The 19,255-nt window shown below is 49.0% G+C and carries 12 protein-coding genes; 11 read left to right on the forward strand and 1 reads right to left on the reverse strand.

Features of this window, described 5'->3' with window-relative positions; all coding sequences use genetic code 11:
• Positions 1–214: 214 nt before the first annotated feature.
• Positions 215–829, reverse strand: a complete 615-nt coding sequence (gene rpsD / locus Afil_RS06030) for a 30S ribosomal protein S4 (protein WP_230267668.1) — start codon at positions 827–829, stop codon at positions 215–217.
• A gap of 468 nt (positions 830–1,297) precedes the next feature.
• Between rpsD and Afil_RS06035 the strand changes: the two genes are divergently transcribed.
• The 11 genes from Afil_RS06035 to Afil_RS06085 all read left to right on the forward strand — a co-directional run bounded on the left by Afil_RS06035 (position 1,298) and on the right by Afil_RS06085 (position 18,989).
• The gene (locus Afil_RS06035; protein WP_230267669.1) at positions 1,298–3,082 is read left to right on the forward strand and encodes a septation ring formation regulator EzrA; all 1,785 of its coding nucleotides are present in this window, start codon (positions 1,298–1,300) and stop codon (positions 3,080–3,082) included.
• Positions 3,079–4,206 carry a cysteine desulfurase family protein gene (locus Afil_RS06040; protein WP_230267670.1) on the forward strand — a complete coding sequence of 376 codons (1,128 nt, stop codon included), beginning with the start codon at positions 3,079–3,081 and terminating at the stop codon, positions 4,204–4,206. Before Afil_RS06035 ends, Afil_RS06040 begins: the two co-directional genes overlap by 4 nt.
• Positions 4,190–5,389 carry a tRNA uracil 4-sulfurtransferase ThiI gene (gene thiI / locus Afil_RS06045; RefSeq protein ID WP_230267671.1) on the forward strand — a complete coding sequence of 400 codons (1,200 nt, stop codon included), beginning with the start codon at positions 4,190–4,192 and terminating at the stop codon, positions 5,387–5,389. Before Afil_RS06040 ends, thiI begins: the two co-directional genes overlap by 17 nt.
• A gap of 288 nt (positions 5,390–5,677) precedes the next feature.
• The gene (locus Afil_RS06050) at positions 5,678–6,448 is read left to right on the forward strand and encodes a putative RNA methyltransferase (RefSeq protein WP_230267672.1); all 771 of its coding nucleotides are present in this window, start codon (positions 5,678–5,680) and stop codon (positions 6,446–6,448) included.
• Between the two features lie 97 nt (positions 6,449–6,545).
• Positions 6,546–7,763: a 23S rRNA (uracil(1939)-C(5))-methyltransferase RlmD gene (gene rlmD / locus Afil_RS06055; protein ID WP_230267673.1), complete on the forward strand. Its 1,218-nt coding sequence runs from the start codon at positions 6,546–6,548 to the stop codon at positions 7,761–7,763.
• Positions 7,764–8,753: 990 nt separating this feature from the next.
• Complete coding sequence (locus Afil_RS06060; protein ID WP_230267674.1) at positions 8,754–9,038, forward strand: hypothetical protein; 285 nt, start codon at positions 8,754–8,756, stop codon at positions 9,036–9,038.
• On the forward strand, positions 9,004–9,606 hold the full coding sequence (lepB, locus tag Afil_RS06065; protein ID WP_230267675.1) for a signal peptidase I: 603 nt from the start codon (positions 9,004–9,006) through the stop codon (positions 9,604–9,606). Before Afil_RS06060 ends, lepB begins: the two co-directional genes overlap by 35 nt.
• A gap of 325 nt (positions 9,607–9,931) precedes the next feature.
• Positions 9,932–11,491 (forward strand): SpaH/EbpB family LPXTG-anchored major pilin, encoded by a 1,560-nt coding sequence (locus Afil_RS06070; protein ID WP_230267676.1) that lies wholly within the window; start codon positions 9,932–9,934, stop codon positions 11,489–11,491.
• 109 nt (positions 11,492–11,600) lie between these two features.
• Positions 11,601–12,449 carry a class C sortase gene (locus Afil_RS06075; RefSeq protein WP_230267677.1) on the forward strand — a complete coding sequence of 283 codons (849 nt, stop codon included), beginning with the start codon at positions 11,601–11,603 and terminating at the stop codon, positions 12,447–12,449.
• A complete protein-coding gene (locus tag Afil_RS06080; RefSeq protein WP_230267678.1) occupies positions 12,436–13,236 on the forward strand; it encodes an isopeptide-forming domain-containing protein in 801 nt (266 codons plus the stop codon). The genes Afil_RS06075 and Afil_RS06080 overlap by 14 nt, the downstream gene beginning before the upstream one ends.
• Before the next feature lie 143 nt (positions 13,237–13,379).
• Positions 13,380–18,989, forward strand: coding sequence for a SpaA isopeptide-forming pilin-related protein (locus Afil_RS06085; RefSeq protein WP_230267679.1), 5,610 nt, complete (start codon positions 13,380–13,382; stop codon positions 18,987–18,989).
• The last annotated feature ends 266 nt before the right edge of the window (positions 18,990–19,255 follow it).

Here is a 19,255-nt window from a genome sequence, read left to right on the forward strand (position 1 = left end):
GCCGCAGAGATACACCGCTGCAGGGCATGCCGGATCACCGAGTCCGTTCAGTCGGGTTTCGTCCGTTCAACAGGTGGATCGACAGAAAATGGTCCGCTTTGCGACACAATTGTGCCGGCAGAGCGGACCTTATTTTTTGAAAATGCACCCAAAAAGAAAAAGCCGAAGACGAATCTTCGGCTTTTTAAACTCATGAGACTTACTTTGAAATCTATTAGGATTTGCGGTTGTAGTACTCAACAACGAGCAGTTCGTTGATTGGCTGGTCTTTGAACAGTTCGGCACGTTCCGGAGTGCGGAGGTATTTGCCTTTTTTCTGATCTTTGTCCACTTCAACGAAGTCAACGGCAGCTGGAGCAGCTGCAAGAGCATCAACAATGAACGGTTTGTTTTTGTCTTTTTCAGCAACTTCGATTACGGAACCCGGGCGAACGGAGAAGGATGGGATATCCACTTTCTTTCCGTCTACCAGGATGTGACCGTGGTTGACGAGCTGACGGGCAGCGCGGCGTGTGCGAGCGAAGCCCATGCGGTATACGAGGTTGTCGAGACGGCTTTCGAGGAGAACCAGGAAGTTTTCACCGGCAGAACCGCCCATGCGGCTTGCCTTGAAGTAGAGGTTGGCGAACTGTTTTTCAGAGAGCTGATAAACGTTACGGATTCTCTGTTTTTCCTGTTTCTGGATACCGTAGTTAGTGAGTTTGATTCGGCGCGTTTTTCCATGCTGGCCGGGAGCATAAGGACGTCTGGCGAGTTCCTTGCCTGTTTCCGAAATGGAGAAGCTCAGGCGGCGGGAAACTTTCCAGGTAGAACCTGTCATTCTGGACATTTAGTTTTTCCTCCTATTGTCTTCGCAAAAAAACAATACCAGGATACAAATCTTCGTAAGGGGTGCCTGGGACGATGTTTTCTTCAGAACAGCTGGCTGTTACTCGCATCTCTTAAGCTCAGGCGCCTGACTCACGCATTTGTATGCTGTTTGAATCATGCCAAACCACTATATCAGCAAACCTTCCAGATGACAACCGATCGGACATCGCCTTTTTTCGCAAACCTAAGCCGGAAGTGACGCTTCAGGACTGTCCAGATCCAGTACGCAGCGGGCAATAATATTGTAGAGGGAAAAGCCGCAGAAAAAATCCTGCTCAAAATTGAAGAGATCCCGAAGACGGAACGCGGCTTTTTGTGACACAATAGAAACTGTTGAAGAACGTCCATAGTCCAGGCAGGCCAAGCCCGCGTGGTTTTGTGTGCGTTGTCTGTTATACTATAAAGCCGAATGTCAGGAGGATTATATATGGAAAATCTCTGGACCCAAGTCCGGGACTGGTGCCTGAATATGTACACGTATGTGACCAGACACGTTCCGATTGAGGTCATGATTTATATAGGAATTGCGATTGTTATTCTGATCATCGTTGGCATCATTTCCCGCTCCATGAAGAAAAGACGCGTTTCCCGCCGTCTGCACGACCTGGAAGCGGATGTCAACGACATGCTCGACAACAATCTCGAATTCAAATACCGCAAGGCCAGACAGTTTGCCGAAAACAACGAAGATCTTGCGGACCGGTTCAAGTCGATCAAGCCGAAATACAAGATCTGTCTGCAGTCGATCGAAGCCACGGAAGATCTGTACAACCGCGCGACGGAATACTTTACCCGTCATAAATATAAGAAAGCCGCCCGCGCGATGGACGAAGTCGAAACCGTTCTCGACGATACGGAAGAAAGAATCCGCATCGTGGAAGAATCGCTGGACCGCGTCATTTCCCGCGAAGACGAAGTCCGCAAAAATGCCTCCCGCATTATTGAACGCGCCGACAAGCTGAAAAAGGACTATGCCGAAAAACGCGACAGCTTCTTCAGCGGCACCGCCTACATGGATAAGATGATCAGTTCCATGGAGACGTCTTTGCAGAAGCTTGAAGAAGATCTCGGCCAGGCGCGCTTTGCCGAAGTCCGTGAAGACTGCGACAAAATTCAGAACGAATGCGATGAGTTTGAAGAAATCGCAAAAGTGTATCCGTCCCTGTACAGCCGGGCCAAAACCGAACTGCCGCAGGCGATTGAAGAAGTCAAGACGGCTGTGGCCAGGATGGAAGAAGAACGCATTGACGCGTCCTACCTTGGCGTAGACGACAAGCTCGACGCCATTTCCAATGCGCTCGAAGATGCCGTGGCCAGCCTCGATGAAGGCGACCTGAAAAAAGCCGCGCCGGCGCTCGATGCCATCACGGATCAGGTGCTCGCCCTCAACGAAGACATCGCACAGGAGCATGTAGCCTTCAGCGAAATCCAGGCCAGCCTGGAAAACAACTTCGCCACCGTCGATCAGAGCGAAGCCGAACTGGCGGAAATTATCCGTCTGTACGCGTCCATCAAGGACCGCTTCGGTCTCGAAGACTGGACCGCCCGTTTTGCCAAGGCGCGTGAACAGCTCGACGAGCTGAAGACGCAGCGCGACCAGATTCAGAAACAGCTCGAAGAAAGCGAAGTTTACCAGGTCGAAGTCATCAGCGGATTCCGCTCCTTCATCAGCCGTACGGATGCGTTCGGCAAGGAAGTCGCCAACATGAAGCAGCTGCTTCTCGGTGCCTCTTCCGATGAAAGCCGCGCCCGCAAACAGCTCATCAAGCTCGAGCTGATTCTCAACGAAGTGCGTCTGAACACCAGCATTCGCAATCTGCCCGCCATATCCGAATCCTTCAACCAGGACCTCGAACGCGGCGAACAGAAAATTACGGATGTACAGAACGTACTCGAAAGCCAGACGCTCGACATCGACAAGCTGAACGGCACGCTGCAGGATGCCATCGATTTCATTTACAAGCTGTATTCCAACGCCAGCAACCTCACCGGCGTAGCGGTCATGGTAGAAAACGCCATCGTCTTTGGCAACCGTTTCCGCTCTTCCTATCCGGCCCTTGATTCGGATCTGACCAAAGCGGAAATGTGCTTCCAGAACGGGGAATATACCCGAGCACTCAAAATCGCCATGCAGGCTATCGAAACGCTTCATCCGGGAATTTATGAGAAGCTGATTGCCCGCAAGGATCCGGCGGTCATGAACCAGGTATGATTTATTTCGATCATGCAGCAACCACCCCTGTGAGCAGGGAAGTTGCTGCTCTTTTTGTAAAACTGCTCGATGAATACGGAAACCCGGATTCCCTTCATCAGCAGGGAAGAAAAGCAGCAAAGCTTCTCGAACAGAGCCGCTCGCGCATCGCTTCCATGCTCAAATGCTCCCCGGAAGAAATCCTCTTTACCTCCTGTGCATCGGAATCCAATTCGATGGCGATCGTCGGCTATGCTTTAGCCAACAGGAATCGGGGAAACCGCATTATCACATCCAACTCGGAACATTCCTCCACGACGGCCGCGATGAACTTTCTCGAATCGATCGGCTTTGAAGTGGTCCGTCTGCCCATTCACGAAGACGGAACCATTCACGCCAAAGACGTACAGGACGCGCTGACGAAGGACACCCTGCTCGTCTCGCTCATTCACGTCTCCAATGAGACCGGCGCTATTACGCCGATCGGCGAGATTGCGGATGTTGTCCATACCCATCCCACCTGCGTCTTCCATGCGGACTGCACGCAAAGCTTTGGCAAAGTGGATATTCCTTTTGAAAAGCTCGATCTGATGACGATGTCTGCGCATAAGATCCACGGCATGAAAGGATCCGCACTTCTCAAGAAGAAAAAGAACCTTGTCCTTCAGCCGCTGATCTTTGGCGGCCAGCAGGAACAGGGCATGCGCGGCGGCACCGAAAACGCGCCCGTCCACATCGCGCTGGCCAAGACGATCCGTCTGGCACTCGAAGGCCAGAAGCAGACCCAGGCACAGATGAAAAAAGTCCGGGATCACATCATCGAACGGCTCGATGAAATTCCCGGCGCGCACGTTCTCTCCCCGGAAAATGCGGCTTCCTCCATTCTTTGCCTCTGCTTTGATGCCATGACCAGCCAGGTCATGCAGAACGCGCTCGATGAGCGGGGAATCTGCGTTTCCGCCATCAGCACCTGCGAGTCCCGTTCCCATCAGGCCAACCCGGTTCTTCTGAACATGGGCTGTTCCTTAAAGGAAGCGACCCACAATATCCGCCTGTCCTTTTCGGGCGAAAACACCATCGAAGAGGCCGACGCATTTATCGACAGTGTAAAGGAGATCATCCAGGCTTATGGATTACCGTTATGACCATATTCTGATCCGGTACGGCGAACTTTCTCTGAAAGGCAAGAACCGGCAGAACTTCATTCAAAAGCTCAAAGACAATCTGAAAAAAGCGCTCAAGGGATTTCCGACGCTCGAACTCGAAACCCAGTACGACCGCATGTATCTTTATCTTCATGACGAAGATCAAAAAAAAGTGTGCGACATCGTCTCCAAAGTCTTTGGCATTTCCTCGTTTTCTCCGGCGATTAAAACGGAGCCGACGATGGACGCCATTCTCGAAGGCGTTAAAGCCAGTGTGGACTTAAGCACTCCGCACACGTTTAAAATCCGTGCAAGACGCCACGACAAAATGTTCGAGCACGATTCGGATTACATCAACCGCGCAGCGGCGACCGTCATTCTCAAAAGCAGCGACTGGAAAGTCGATGTCCACAATCCGGAAGTGACGATCCTGATCGAAGTCCGCAAAGATGCGGTCTACATCATGTCCGAGAAAATTCCAGGCGCCGGCGGATTCCCGGTCGGTGTCGGCGGACGGGCGATGATGCTGCTGTCCGGCGGTATTGACTCTCCGGTTGCCAGCTATCTCATGATGAAGCGCGGCGTGCATATCGAATGCGTGCACTTTGCCGCCCCGCCGTACACTTCCGCCGAAGCGCGTGAAAAAGTGTATGCGCTCGCCCGGCTGCTCGCTCCGTATCAGGGCGATGTTGTCGTTCATGTCGTTCCGTTTACCACGCTGCAGCTGGCCATTTATCAGAACGCGCCGGAAAGCTATGCGATTACGCTCATGCGCCGTATGATGATGCGCATTGCAGCAGGACTTGCGGAAAAACGCCATTGTCTCGCAATCGGTACGGGAGAAAGCGTTGGCCAGGTAGCCAGCCAGACGCTGGAGAGCATGTACGTCATCAACAACGTGACGAACATGCCGCTCATCCGTCCGCTCGTATGCATGGATAAGACCGAAATCATCGATATCGCCCGAAAGATCGGTACGTACGAAACGTCCATTTTGCCTTACGAAGACTGCTGCACGATTTTCACGCCGAAAAATCCAGTAACCCGTCCGAAACTCGAAAAATGCATCGAGTACGAAAAACGCTGGGACTGGCAGGAAATGGTTTCCGACTGCATTGAATACGCGGAAACCATCCGCCTTCATTTCGAAGAACCAAATAAAGCGGAAGACGATCTGTTCTAAGCCAGAATGTATTCAAAACTACAGGCAGGGAAGAATTTCCAGTTCGAAATTCTCCCTGCTTTTCTTTTGAACTTTGCGTTTTGCGTTCTGCTCCTTGCCTGCTGCATTCGCCGTCTCCTTCTCGATCCAGATGCGAGGCGCACACAGAGCCTCTGTTCCCGTTTTGTCACCCGTTCTGACATCTTTGGGCTCCAGCTTCCCAACCCTTCCGCAAGCAAAGAAGACGGACGCCAAAATCCAGACGCGCCTAAAACCGGAGAATAGCGAGGGGCGCTTTATAATGAGGGCATGAACTGTCCAATCTGTCATCAGCCCCTGCATAAGGAAAACCGCACCTGGAAATGCCCGAACAATCACGCGTTCGATCAGGCCAGACAGGGGTATGTCAATCTCTGCCGCAAGCAGAAAGTCACCGGCGATAACGAAGCCATGTCGGCTGCCCGTACCCGCTTTCTCGAAAGCGGCGCCTATGATTTTTTACGCGAAGCCATCGCGAAAAAGATCCACGACCTCCATCCCAGAATGTACATCGATCTTGGCTGCGGAGAAGGCTATTACACCCGACGCTTTGCCAAGGAAGTCGAAGAAGGATACGGCATCGATTTAAGCCGTCCTTCCATTGCACATGCCGCCGGTCAGGACAAGCAGACGCAATACATTGTCGGAAGCATTTTTGAACTGCCGTTTGCCGATCTGAGCGCGGATCTGCTGACATCGATCTTTACGCCGATCCCCGCAAAGGAAGCCAGACGGGTTTTAAAAGAGGACGGTTTACTGATCACAGTCGGACCCGGAAAAAACCATCATAAGGAACTGAAGGAAGTCCTGTATGAAAACGTCCGTCTCAACGATGAGCCAAAACAGCCGGAAGGCTTTGAACTTGTCGATCGTACGGAGCTGAGCGAGCTCGTTCATGTCGATGACGTCTGGAGCCTGCTGGAAATGACACCGTATCGCTACAAGTCACCTGCTGAGGGCCTTGAGCGCGTCAAAAACCTGAAAAACGGTCTGGATGTCACCTTTGACTTTGTGATCAGCACCTGGAGAAAAGCAAAATGAGAACAAAAATAAAAAAATGGGGAATCAACGGCGAAGGCATCGCCTACGTCAATAAGAAGGCGGTCTTCGTACACCCGGTGCGATTCCCGATGAAATCGTGGATATCGATATTGATCACGACTTCGGCAGCTATGCGCAGGGTCATGTGGAAAAGATCGTCCAGGAAGCCCCGCGCCGGCGCAAATCGCCCTGTCCGATTTCGAAAGAATGCGGCGGCTGTGCGCTGATGCATGTCGACTACAAAGGCCAGATCCGCATGAAAGAGCAGATCCTTAAGGAAGCGCTGCGCCGCTATGCGCACTATGAAGGACCGATTTTTCCTGTCATCAAAAATCCGGATCCTCTGCAGTACCGCAACGCCTGCAAGCTTCCCTTCGGCTTAAAAGACGGCAAAGTCACCACGGGCATGTATGCGCGGGAAACCAATGATTTCGTTCCTGTTGAACGCTGTCTGATTCATGCCAAAGGTCTGGAACGGGCCCGCATGGAACTCAATACGCTGATCGACCAGTCCGGACTTCCCGTTGCCGATAAAGAACATCCGGAAGGCCTGAAAAATCTGGTTCTGAAAGAATTTGACGGCAAAATCCATATCGTTCTGGTTACCGGAAAGATGGACATCCCGGAACGTCTGGTTGAGCAGATTCTGGAAAAGTCAGATCATGCCGCTTCCGTCTGGCAGTCCATTAAGGAACCGGACGATCCGGAACACGAACTGTTTGGCCGTCAGATGCTGCATCTGGGCGGCGATATGAAAATGACGCTTACGCTGGGCGAGTTCACGCTGAATCTTCTGCCCAAATCGTTTTTTCAGCTCAACACGAAACAGGCGCTCGCTTTATATACGCTGATCGAATCCTGGCTGCCGGATCATACCGATCTGATGGTCGAAGCCTATTGCGGCATCGGAGCCATCTCGCTTTTTGCGGCGGATAAAGCTAAAGAAATTATCGGTATCGAATCCGTAGAAGACGCAGTGGCCAACGCGAGTGAAAACGCACTGCTCAACGGCAAGGAAAACCTTTCCTTCGTCTGTCAGGATGCGGCAACGGAACTGAAGCGGATTTCGCAGAAACGTCATGTCGATACGCTGGTCGTCGATCCGCCGAGAAGCGGTCTGGACCGTACCATGAAAGACGCCATCCTGAAAGCACAGCCGCAAAATCTGATCTACGTTTCGTGCAATCCGTCCACGCTAGGAAAAGATCTGGACGTTTTGCAGAAGAAATACGCGATCGAATGCGTACAGCCTTTTGATTTCTTCTCGCAGACTCCGCACGTAGAGACAGCCGTAAAGCTTTCTCTCAAAAAATAAAATTCCAAACGGAATCGATCGATCTTCTTTCCATTCCCTTCAAACCCTTCTGCTCCTTCTGTTCGTTTTATCTCTTCGATCCGTGGCCTGTCAGACGATGGAGACGCTGAAGATCCGAACAGGAGGGATAGATTCACAGAACAAAATCCTCATGCCTCTGGATGATTTCCAGATGCATGAGGATTTTTCTTTAGCGCAGATCGGCTTTCTTAACGGCACGAAAGGCACCCGATCCGAGGGGGCCTGAAGACAGAGGACAGCGCAAATCCGCGCAGGAAAAAAAGCTGCCCAAAGGAGCGGACAGGCCATTTTCGGCGAAAGATCAAAGGATAGAAATAAATAAAAATAAGGTATAGAAACGCAAATAAATCCGTCGGATTTCACCAAGGCTCTCGCTAAAAATAATTACCGTAGTTGAAATATAAATAAATTCAAATTGGATAAATTAATACCAGAAAGTAAAAAGTGCAAACGATTGAAATAATTCAAATATATATAAACTGTCAGAATAAAAGCATCATAAATTGAATACTGATTAATTTAGACAAAACCGTTAAGAAAAAGTACATCGCAAGCCACGAAAGCTGACACTATTCTAAATACATTGAGGGGCTGACTCGCTTGCCCAGGCAAGCCATATGACCAGAAACGCCAACTGGTCTGCTGAGCAAAGAAGCCTGCTCTCGCTCAAAAATCCTGCACCTCAATTTCATTAGTATTTCGTTTTTCGAATGACCCGCTCATCTCTTTCTTTCCCAGCACATCGAATTCCTTGCTTTCCCGTCTCGGGTAAAACCAGGAACGCACGAAGATCATCATAAACCATCTAATCCTCAGGAAGAGAGTCCGGGTTTTGTACGGCAGCCCGAGCGCCCCGCTTTCGTATAACTTTACGAACTTGAAAAAGAACGAAGATAAGAGATTTTACAATCCTTAAGAAAAATTCAAATCGATGATGCCCGATTCATCTCGTGGAAAGGACAGGCGTTTATGAATAAAAACTCTCTGCGCCGCAAATCCCGCATTGAACTTCTCGAACTGCTGCTCGCCTCCCGGGAAGAAAATCAGAAGCTTCGCAAGGAAAACGAAGAACTGAAAGCTCAGCTTGCGCAGCGACAGATCCATCTGGAAAACAGCGAATCGCTGGCACATGCGGCCTTGAAACTGGCCGGCGTATTTGAAGCAGCCGATCAGGCAGCTGCTCTCTATCTCGAAAGTCTGAAGGAGAATTATTCCGATCATGAATCAGAAGAATGCACCGAAGAAGCCCTCTGATCCAGACATGCCTTCCGTATCCGAGATCCGAAGCGAAATCGATCGCGTCCGCTATCGAAAACGCTACTGGAAATCGGTTCGCGGCATTCTTCAGACCATCCTGGTCGCGGCAGCGGTGGCCGTTCTGATTTCCATGTTATGGATGCCCGTTCTGGAAATTTACGGACCAAGCATGGCGCCTTCTCTGGAAGAAGGCGATATCGTTGCCGCCATCAAAAACAGCAAATTCGAAACGGGCGATGTCATCGCCTTCTACTACAACAACAAAATTCTCGTAAAACGCGTCATGGCCGGTCCAGGCGACTGGATCGACATTCACGAAGACGGAACCGTTTTTGTGAATGGAGAAGAAATCGATGAACCCTATCTGACAGACAAAGCGTACGGAGATCCCGATATCGAATTTCCTTATCAAGTTCCCGAAGGACGCTGGTTCGTTCTCGGCGATCATCGAAGCATTTCCAAGGACTCCCGAAACGCAGAAATCGGCCCTATCGCTTCTGAAGATATTGTTGGACGGCTCGTCTTCCGCCTCTGGCCCAACCCAGGACCAGCCGGCGACAGTTAACTGTTTCTTCCATAATCCGGATTCATTGTCCTTCCGAATATGGATCCGATTCACATCAATTCGTATAGGCAGTAAAGGTCTCTTGCCAGGGAAGGCAGAGTCGCCTTATTCATACAAAATGGCTTAAGCAAGCCAGAAAGAAGGGATACGCAGACAAAAGAAGGTTTTACCCGTATCAAAACAGGAAAGGCTGAATCAATTCGATCCAACATCATTCCTTGATTTATCCCGGACGTTTACCTTCCTTTACTGCAGGAGATCTGAATCGTCAGGAGTTGAATTCGAACAGCCCAAAAAGAGAAAAAGACAACAGAAAGGAAAAACAATGAAATCCAGAAAATTTTTAATTTCATCCGCGATTGCCCTTTCGACAATGCTCGGAACTGCAGCGCCGATGATGAATGCGATGCCGATCTCAGCAACGACAGTAACTGTCTCCAATTTTGCAGAGGGACATGCTTTTACGGCTTATCAGATTTTTACCGGTAAGCTGGAAGGCGACAAACTTGTGGACATCGAGTGGGGAACCAGCGCTGATACAACAGAGCAAGCTGCAATTATTGCTGCATTAAAAGGAGACGATAGCCCGCTTTCGGCAGACAAAATTACAGCACTCGGAGACAACCCGAATGCTGCGGCTGTGGCTAACGCAATTGATGGTCTTAATGCAGAACAAAGCCTGGCACTTGCTAAATTACTGCATCCAATTCTGACCGAGAATGGAAAAGCAATTACATCCAACACAACTGACCTCACACCTGGCTACTATCTGATCAAAGATACAACAGCGGTTGATTCATCTGCCGATGACGTTATTGGTTTGAGCATTCTCCAGGTCGCCAATACTGATGTAGTAATTACACCGAAAAACGCGAAACCAACCGTCGATAAAGAAGTTAGCGACAACGACAATCATGATGAGAGCAATACAGCAGGCTGGGGGGAAACGGCTGACCATGAAATTGGCGACACCTTCCAGTTCAGACTGACTGCTACAGTTGCACAGTATGCGGACATCAAAAACTACGATTCTTATAAGCTGGTATTCCATGACACGCTGAGTGCTGGAATTGACTATGTCAGTGAAGGCAATCTGACTGCAGAGATGTTCGTTGGCGACAATACTACTGCAATTGAAGTACCAACAACTACTGCAAAGGATGGCCAGAATCTGACAGTAACTATCGATAACCTGAAAGCTCATTTGCCTGCGGAAATTCAGGAGAATGACGCAATCAGCGTTGTTGTTACCTACAATGCCAAACTGAATGCGCACGCTATGGTTGCTGAAAGTGGCGTTTCTGGGCTCTATAACAACAACAAGGTTTATCTGGAGTACTCCAACAATCCGAATGGGGAAGGAACAGGACAGACCAAAGAGGACTATGTATATGTCTTCACGTATAAACTGACCAACACGAAGACAGATAACATGGGAAACACCCTTCAGGGAGCCGAGTTCGTTCTTAAGAAAGGCGATCGGTTTGCTGCATTCACTAACGGCATTTTTAGCGGCTGGTCGACAGCGCAGGACGACACAACGAAGCTCACATCTGGTGAAGATGGAACGTTCGTACTGACTGGTCTGGATGCAGGAACATACACCCTTGTCGAAACGAAAGCTCCGGAAGGTTATAAGCTGGCTGCTGATACGACGATTACAATCACAGCCAGCCATAAAGAAGATGACGGCGGAGCTGCAGCGACAGTAACTTTATCAGGCGAGAACCACGAAGGTGCTACGGTAGTTGACTCCAAAATCTCCAACCTGCCTGAAACCGGCGGCATGGGTACGACTCTGTTCTATGCAGCTGGCGGAATTCTTGCTGCTGGCGCAGTAATCGCACTGGCTGCAGGCAAGAAAGCAAAAAAAGAAGAAGACTAATCTTCAATAACCCACAGGATTCAGGGAGTCTGACTCCCTGAGTCTGGAAAGCCTGGAAGAGTGATTTTCCAGGTTTTCCAGACTCTCCAGAAAAGAGGAGGAGACGGGTTTGAAGTTTTTAAGGAAACATCTAAGAACAATTCTGATTCTTGTCATTCTCATCGCCGGGCTTGGTCTTCTGGCCTATCCAAGTTTTTCAAACTGGTGGAACACCACGCTTGGATCGCATTCCATTGCCCATTATGAGCAGGCGGTTGTGGAAACAGATGAAGAAGATTTGAAAGCCATGCGCGAACAGGCCAATGCCTATAATACGGATCTTTTAACAAGAGCAGACCGCTATCATCCAACCCCAGAACAGCATGCGCAGTACGGCGAACTGTTAAAAATCGGGGATTCAACGGTCATGGGTTCGATTTCGATCCCGCGAATCAAGGTGAATCTTCCGATTTACCACGGAACTTCCGAAGACGTCCTGGCTGCAGGAGCCGGTCATCTGGAAGGTTCGTCTCTTCCGGTTGGCGGAACGGGAACGCATGCGGTCATTACAGGGCATAGAGGCCTTCCTTCCGCAAAGCTGTTCACAGATCTGGATCAGCTGGAAGAAGGAGACCTTTTCGTTTTAAACGTTCTAGGCGAAAAACTGACGTACGCGGTGGACTCGATTCGAATCGTTTTGCCGGCTGAACTCGATCAGCTGACGATCGATCCGACGAAAGACCAGGTCACTCTGGTTACCTGCACTCCGTATGGAATCAACACGCACCGCATTTTAATCACGGGTCTGCGTACGGAAAACGTTGAGGAGTGGTCACTGGATCAGGAAGCGGGAATGATCGACGAGAAAATCGTCGCCCTCTGGATCGGCGCCATTATTCTCGGGGTCCTGCTCATCGTGATGCTTATAAAGACAAGAAAGCCAAAGTCGAAGAAAGGAGAAGCCGATGACTCGATTTAAAAAACTGTTTGGAATTGTTTTGACTCTCATGCTGATGGTGCCGATGACAGTTCGAGCCGCAGAAGAAATTGATCTGAGTCGAACAGGTTCTCTGCAGATGACGATTCACAAAGCCGATGGAACGCCAATCTCCGGCGGTTCCATGACGATCATTCCGGTGGCGGATATCGTTCTCGACGAAGAAACCAATCCAAAATTTCAACTGAATGAAACGTTTGCCGAAACGAATGCGGATCTTTCCAACCCGCAAAGAGAAGCGGTCATTGAATATCTGGAAGATTTCGTAAAGAAACACAAGATCGAGGGAACCACACAGACTGTGGATCGTAACGGCATCGCCAGCTTTGGCGAGTGTCCGTTAGGTCTGTATCTCGTAATGCAGAACGAAGCGTCTCCTGGCTACAAGCCCATCCGTTCGTTTTTAATTTCGGTTCCAAATTTCGATGAAGAAGAACAGACCTATACCTACGATGTAATCGCCCTGCCGAAAATGAATACGGATATTGAGATTGACAGTTCTACATCGTCCTCGGATTCGTCTTCTTCCGAATCTTCTTCGAGTTCAACTTCATCGAGCATGAGCTCTTCAAACTCAGACGATTCATCGCATTCATCCAGTAAATCGACCAGCAATTCCATCAGCAGCTCAAACAGCGCACCCAGACCGAAAAAAACGCCGCCAACAGGAGCGCAGACCGGAATGACGCTTTTTGAAAGCCTGTTTATTCTTTCCGGTCTTCTGCTGATCGGTCTGTATTTCCTGAAGCGAAAAGAAACATCGAAATAAACGCGAAATAAGAACTACGCATAAAAAATGAACCGGAGATCCTTCAGCCGACGAGCGGGTTTTCCACGCCGTCAGGCTTTCTGCAGGGAAATCCGATTCACGGTTTTGAAGCAATTAAGAAATGGAGGAAGCGTATGTCTGGAATGAAAAGATTCTTTCAGAAAAAACATCCGATTTTAATCCGAGTCCTTTCCATACTGACTCTTTTTGCGACTGCCTATACGCTGATTCTGCCTGCAACAGCCCTGGCAAGACCTCAGTACTACTGCGGTATGGAAAAACATGTACACAGCGATACCTGCGAGGAGAACTGCACCCGGATTGAACACGAACATACACGACAATGCGAAGCCAACCTCGAGGCGGATGTGGAAGATGAATCCGTCTGGACAGCGGCTTTTGCGGATGTAATGGCTGAGCCGTCTTCTTCTGGCAAAGCGGCAGCAATCGCTCTTTCGCAAGTTGGCTCACATGTAAGTTCATCTAACTTTCAGGTTCTTGAAGACGGCAGTGAAGCACCATATTCCCGATATGGAGCCTGGGAAGGAAATCCGTATACGACAAACCTTCAGGAAAGCTTCCTTCGTTTTGTCTACAGCTATGCCGGAGCAGATATGAGCAGCTTTGCCAGTCAGTCCGTCAAGGATTGGATGGATCCTCTTCTTGAGGGCGGCCTGCTGCGTTCGGCTGACCAGGCATCGGAAGGCGATCTCGCCTTTGTCGAAGATGAGGGAAAACTGAAAGGCGCGGTTGTCATTAAAGGAAATGAAGAAGCGCTGGATGTTGTGGAAGCCGATGAGGGAGAGATCGTTTCCAAATCGGTAGCCAATGAACATGTCTATGGAACGGTTCGTGTTCTTTTAGATGCCGATCCCGCTGAAGCAGCTTCAACAGATGCTTCCACGGAAGAAAGCGCAGCGTCAAAAAAAGCGGAGAACGCAAATCCGGCTGCCGCAAATCAGGTCCTCTCTTACACACCTGCTCAAATTTCACCGCAGGCTGACGAAACAGCAGAGTCCTGTCCTGCAGCCAAATTTCCAGAATCGAATCCGGAAGGAAATCTCGGCGACGAGGGATATAACGAACATCCGACTGCAGCGAAGATTTATTATCGCTATCCTCAGAATTCAGGAAACACCCCGACCGAATGGACAGAAATTGAGCCGGATGACGATAACACGGAAAATGACATTACGTACAAGATGAACGTCGAGTTCAAAATGGTCGTGAATTATGAAAATCTGAAATACACAACCATCGTGGACAACAATCATTCATTCTATTATTCGATTCCTGCTTTCCTCCATTCCAATATGGCAGCAGAGGGAACGCCTCTCATGCACACCTTCGAAAGAGAAGATGGATCAACGAAGACAATCGAACTGGGAAGACTTCATGCCTGTCCAACAGAAGATCATCTCCATATCGATTACAGCAACTATCTGGAACTGGAAGAAAATGATATTAAAACAGGTCAATTCGAATATTCGCTTTTAGCCAATCGAGAAGAAATCTGGGAAAACCCGAATCAGGAATACCAGATTGGAGATAAAAACTACACCTTTAAGTTTGATACCTTGTCCAGCTACAACGATGTGACCGTCCACGATTTCAAAAAAGCAAAAAATCCAGAAGGCGGCAATCACGAGAACTATTCCTATGACGAAGAGGGCAACACAATCATTCATTATCAGATCAGCTTTGTGACGGATGATCAGATTGCTCCCGATGCAATCGTCGATGACTGGTGGCCCAACTACAGCTCATGGAGCCAGAAATTTAAAGAAGGTTTTACCCCTTATGAAAATATTCAGTTTTTCTCCGTTGCAAGGGATGGAACCGCGACGGAGATTCCACAGGATCAGTACAGCTGCGTTCTGAGCCGGAATGGCTCCAGTGACCCGCTTGAACTTACGTATCACCCCGTAACGAATCCAAAAGAAACTGTAACGCATACGGTAGAAGGCGCACCGGCGCCGCGTGCAGGGTTTTATCTAGGAACGCTGCAGCCCAATACGCAGTACAGACTGACTTATACCGCCAAATATTCGAAAAACGCGCTAAATCATGGTGTACAGGACATTCGAAACGATTCACGCATTCGATTTGGTACGAGCGATGGCAGAGGCTATGACTGGGAAGATGACCGGCTTCAAAGCACGCTTACCGTTGGGAAATCCAATCTTGGACAGGAAACAAGGACGGATGACGACGGGAACCTCTACCTGACCTACAAACTCAGCGTCATTGCCGGCGAATACAACATGGATGACTGGCCTGTCGGCGTTGTCACCGACTACATGAACTTTCAGGTGGACCATGTGGTGCAGCCTGGCTACTTGTCCTATGTCTCCATGGTGGACTGCCAGTCTTCATCCGATGACCAGAATTACACCTCTATTCCTATAAATGAAGTAACTTTTACAGACCAGGATAATGGAACAATTCGCGAATACCGGATCCCAGCACCTGAAACCATGTCGAGGGGCCAGCGTTACTACATTAAATGCCAAATCCGGATTGACCGGGAACTGATGGTGAAAATGGCCACAGAGAATAAGGAACAGATGACGTATACCAACCTGGCGTATACAGGCGACACGTACAGCAGCTCAGGACCGCATTCGGGAACCGTTTCTCAGAACATTCAGAAATCTGAGATTGTAACCAAAGCCAAGGGCGAAATGCTGACAGAAAACACGCCGATGACCATGACCGGCGATGTTTACGATGCAGCGGGTCAGAAGACGAATGTCACTGAATTCACAGTTCCCATCCACTCCGTACAGTACTCCATCAAAATCAACGAAGATGGAAAGGCAAATGTAGGATCGGCTGCTCTGACCGACGAGCTTTCCGTCAGCGGAACCATTTCCGATCAGTTCAGCTTTACAGGCTATGCAGCTCTGAAAGTTTATGACGGCCGACAGGATCCTGGAAAAGAAGCGATGGGGACGATCTGGTTCAAACTGCCGGACGACCAGCAGAGTTTTCAGTTTGATCTTTCCAAATACAAGGCTTCAGTGGATGAGATAAAAGGGGCACACACACCGGAACACGCACTCAGCTACGAACTGATTTACTATGTTCGCGCGAAAGACGGTGCGGATAACCTGATGCTTACAAACGAACTGAATGGTTCCGTCGGCGTAGGCATTGGAGACAGTGTAGTCCCTGTGGAGCAGCACATTCACGTTTCCCATCTGATCGTTACAAGTGAAGAACTGAGCGCGGTAAAACGCGGCGTCTCTTATCTCAGCACGCAGGAAGATCATGAGGCCAATGGTACATGGAAAGCCGGTCGACAAATCTGGCTGGTTGAGGTCAGCGGATCGACGATCAGCAAAGAATCAACCCTTTCGGATACCCTTACCAATCAGACGAATTTGTCGGGCGAGTACTTCACCCATTACGTACCAGGAGAATCCGTGATTGGTCTGTACAGAGGAACCCTTGAATTCGCGTTTGACGGCACCCAGAATATCGAGGGAGATGTCAGTCATACCTCGACGAGCTATCCAGCAGGCAGCTTGCCTTCTTATACGTATCAGGATTTTTTAACTGCCTTTAACAGCCAGACAAGCCGGATTGATGAAGATCTGTATACAGTGACGTATGCTTCCGATAATCGAACCGTAAACATCCGGTTTAAAGAGAACTATTCTTTAATCGATGAAAATGGAGATAAGCAGAAGCTGTATATTCTGCTCCAGTCCACGCCTGATGAAAATTCGTTCAACGGAGGGGAGCAGGATCTGATCTGGAAACGCAATCAGGCCAATATATCCACTGGAAATGGTTTTTCAGCCATTCAGGGAAATGAAACGAAAAAGCTGGCGGATGCGCAATATGGTTTCCGTTCGTACTACAGCATCCATAAAAGTGCCGGAAGCCGGTTCGCGTATCAGAACGGCGAGTTTAAAAAGCTGGATGATTCAAATCTGAACAGTGTTCTTTCTCTATTCAATACAAATCTCAAGCCGATTCTGGATGAAAAGATTGCGGACGGCGAACTGTCGAATCATGAAATTTACGATGACTGGACCCTTCTTGTAAACAGACAGGGCGGTGATACAAATTCGAATACCCCTTACTCTGGAACGTTCAAAATTGTGGATACGATTTCTGATAATGCAAGTTTCGTAGGAGCCTTCCTGGCGAATACTGGCGAAAATCAGCCGACCATCGACAGCATTACCGTTGAAGGGCAGAAGGTAACGATTATTGTCAGCAACGTTAGTCCTCGCCAGGCTTTCACCATCCATTTGATTTCCAAGCTGAATGTGGACTGGGATGAAGCGATCGCATCGGATTCTCGAATTTCCGTGGTGAACCATGTTGACCTGTATCATGACCAGAACCGAATTGGAGTCGACGAAGAGACGAAAAATACGAAACTGTCCAATCCAATTTCGAAAGATTCCGCAACGCTGGTCGACGATACAACTGCACTTTCCGGGAAATCGACGATTGAATACTCGATTGATCTCAATGAAAATCGACTGGATCTGATTGAGAGTGCAGATACCATCGATCTGCAGGATACGTATGATCCGGATGTCATTGAAATCATTCCAGATACGATTCAGGTCACAGCAGATGGAGCAGCGTATACCGACTTTACGGTTGAATTCCGTAAAGAAGAAGGAACTGTCATCATTCGTAACCTTCCGGATCAGAAACGAATTCACATTACGTATTCCGCTTCTCTTCAGGTTCCGCCTGGAGAAAATTCATTCTCCATCAGTAACAGCTGCACGTGGCTGGGCTATGGAAAAGACGCACCATCTTCTACGTTTACCAAGTGGGCCACCAATACGATTGGCGGTACTTCATCGAGCGTGAACATCACCCCGAAAGTAACCCTGAAAAAAGTCGACGCCAACAATGCCACGCAGGGCCTTGCCGGAGCAACGTTTTCATTCACTGCGGGAACGGTGACGAATGGGGTGTTTAAAGCGAATGAAAATAACAGTTATTCTTTCACTGCCACTACGGATTCGAACGGGCAGATTATCGCAAACGAAGCGCATGGAAATAAACTGGAGCCGAATATCTGGTACAAAGTGGAAGAAACGAGCGTACCGGCCGGATACGATCCGAATTCGATCGAAGATCCTCAATACTTCTATATTTATAAGGATTTACAGCATTTCCCGGCGGAAAACGAGCGCCCGAGAGAAGGGAGGGTGAACATTTCCGAACTGAGTCCGGATAAGATTCTTTATCTGACTTTCACAAACAAGAAACCTGTCTTCTCAATCACGATTCGCAAATCGTTCTCTGAAGCCGGTCTTCTGCCAGGAAACTATACCTTTGGCGTTTATGACCGAGAATCCGATCCGAACGATGCATCACAGCAGCCGCTTAAGAAAGTGACCATTACGGTCACACCGCAGGATGCTTCCGACTCGACGGAAAAGACAGCGGATGCGGTGATCGACAATCTGGAAATCCGGAACGATCCGTATTACGTGTATGAGCTCGGCGAAGATGGCAAGCCCTGCCCTAAATACTGGACTTCTTCGGCAAACGACCAGCTTTTCGAAGTCATCTATCCGGCAAACGGCAATGGGGTCACGTATTCCAATGCGTCCGAGACGGATCGCAATGTGATCTTTGAAGTGCAGAACCATCCGATTTACGAACTTCCAGAGACTGGCGGTGTTGGTACGTCTATCTTCTATGCAGGCGGAAGTGCACTGGTTCTGAGTGCAGCCTGTCTTGTGCTGCTTCTTCGCCGCAAGGATTAAAATTCCAAATCACAAATCCAAAAAGCAGACTTAAGAAACACCGTATTCAAAATCAATCGCCCCGGATCGGCAATATCCTTCGATCCGGGGCGATTTTTATACGGAGTCGGTGAACAGTTTGAAAATTCTCCGTTTGTTTGTAAGTGTCAAACAATCGACGGGTATACGCGAGACTGAATATTAGATACGCTAAACGGGATCCCTTTCGAGATCCCGCTTGGCGTATTTTTTATTCTTCATCGTTTTCTTCATACTTCGGATCCGGT

This window comes from Allobaculum fili (genome assembly GCF_020969955.1).
Lineage (GTDB): Bacteria > Bacillota_I > Bacilli_A > Erysipelotrichales > Erysipelotrichaceae > Allobaculum > Allobaculum fili.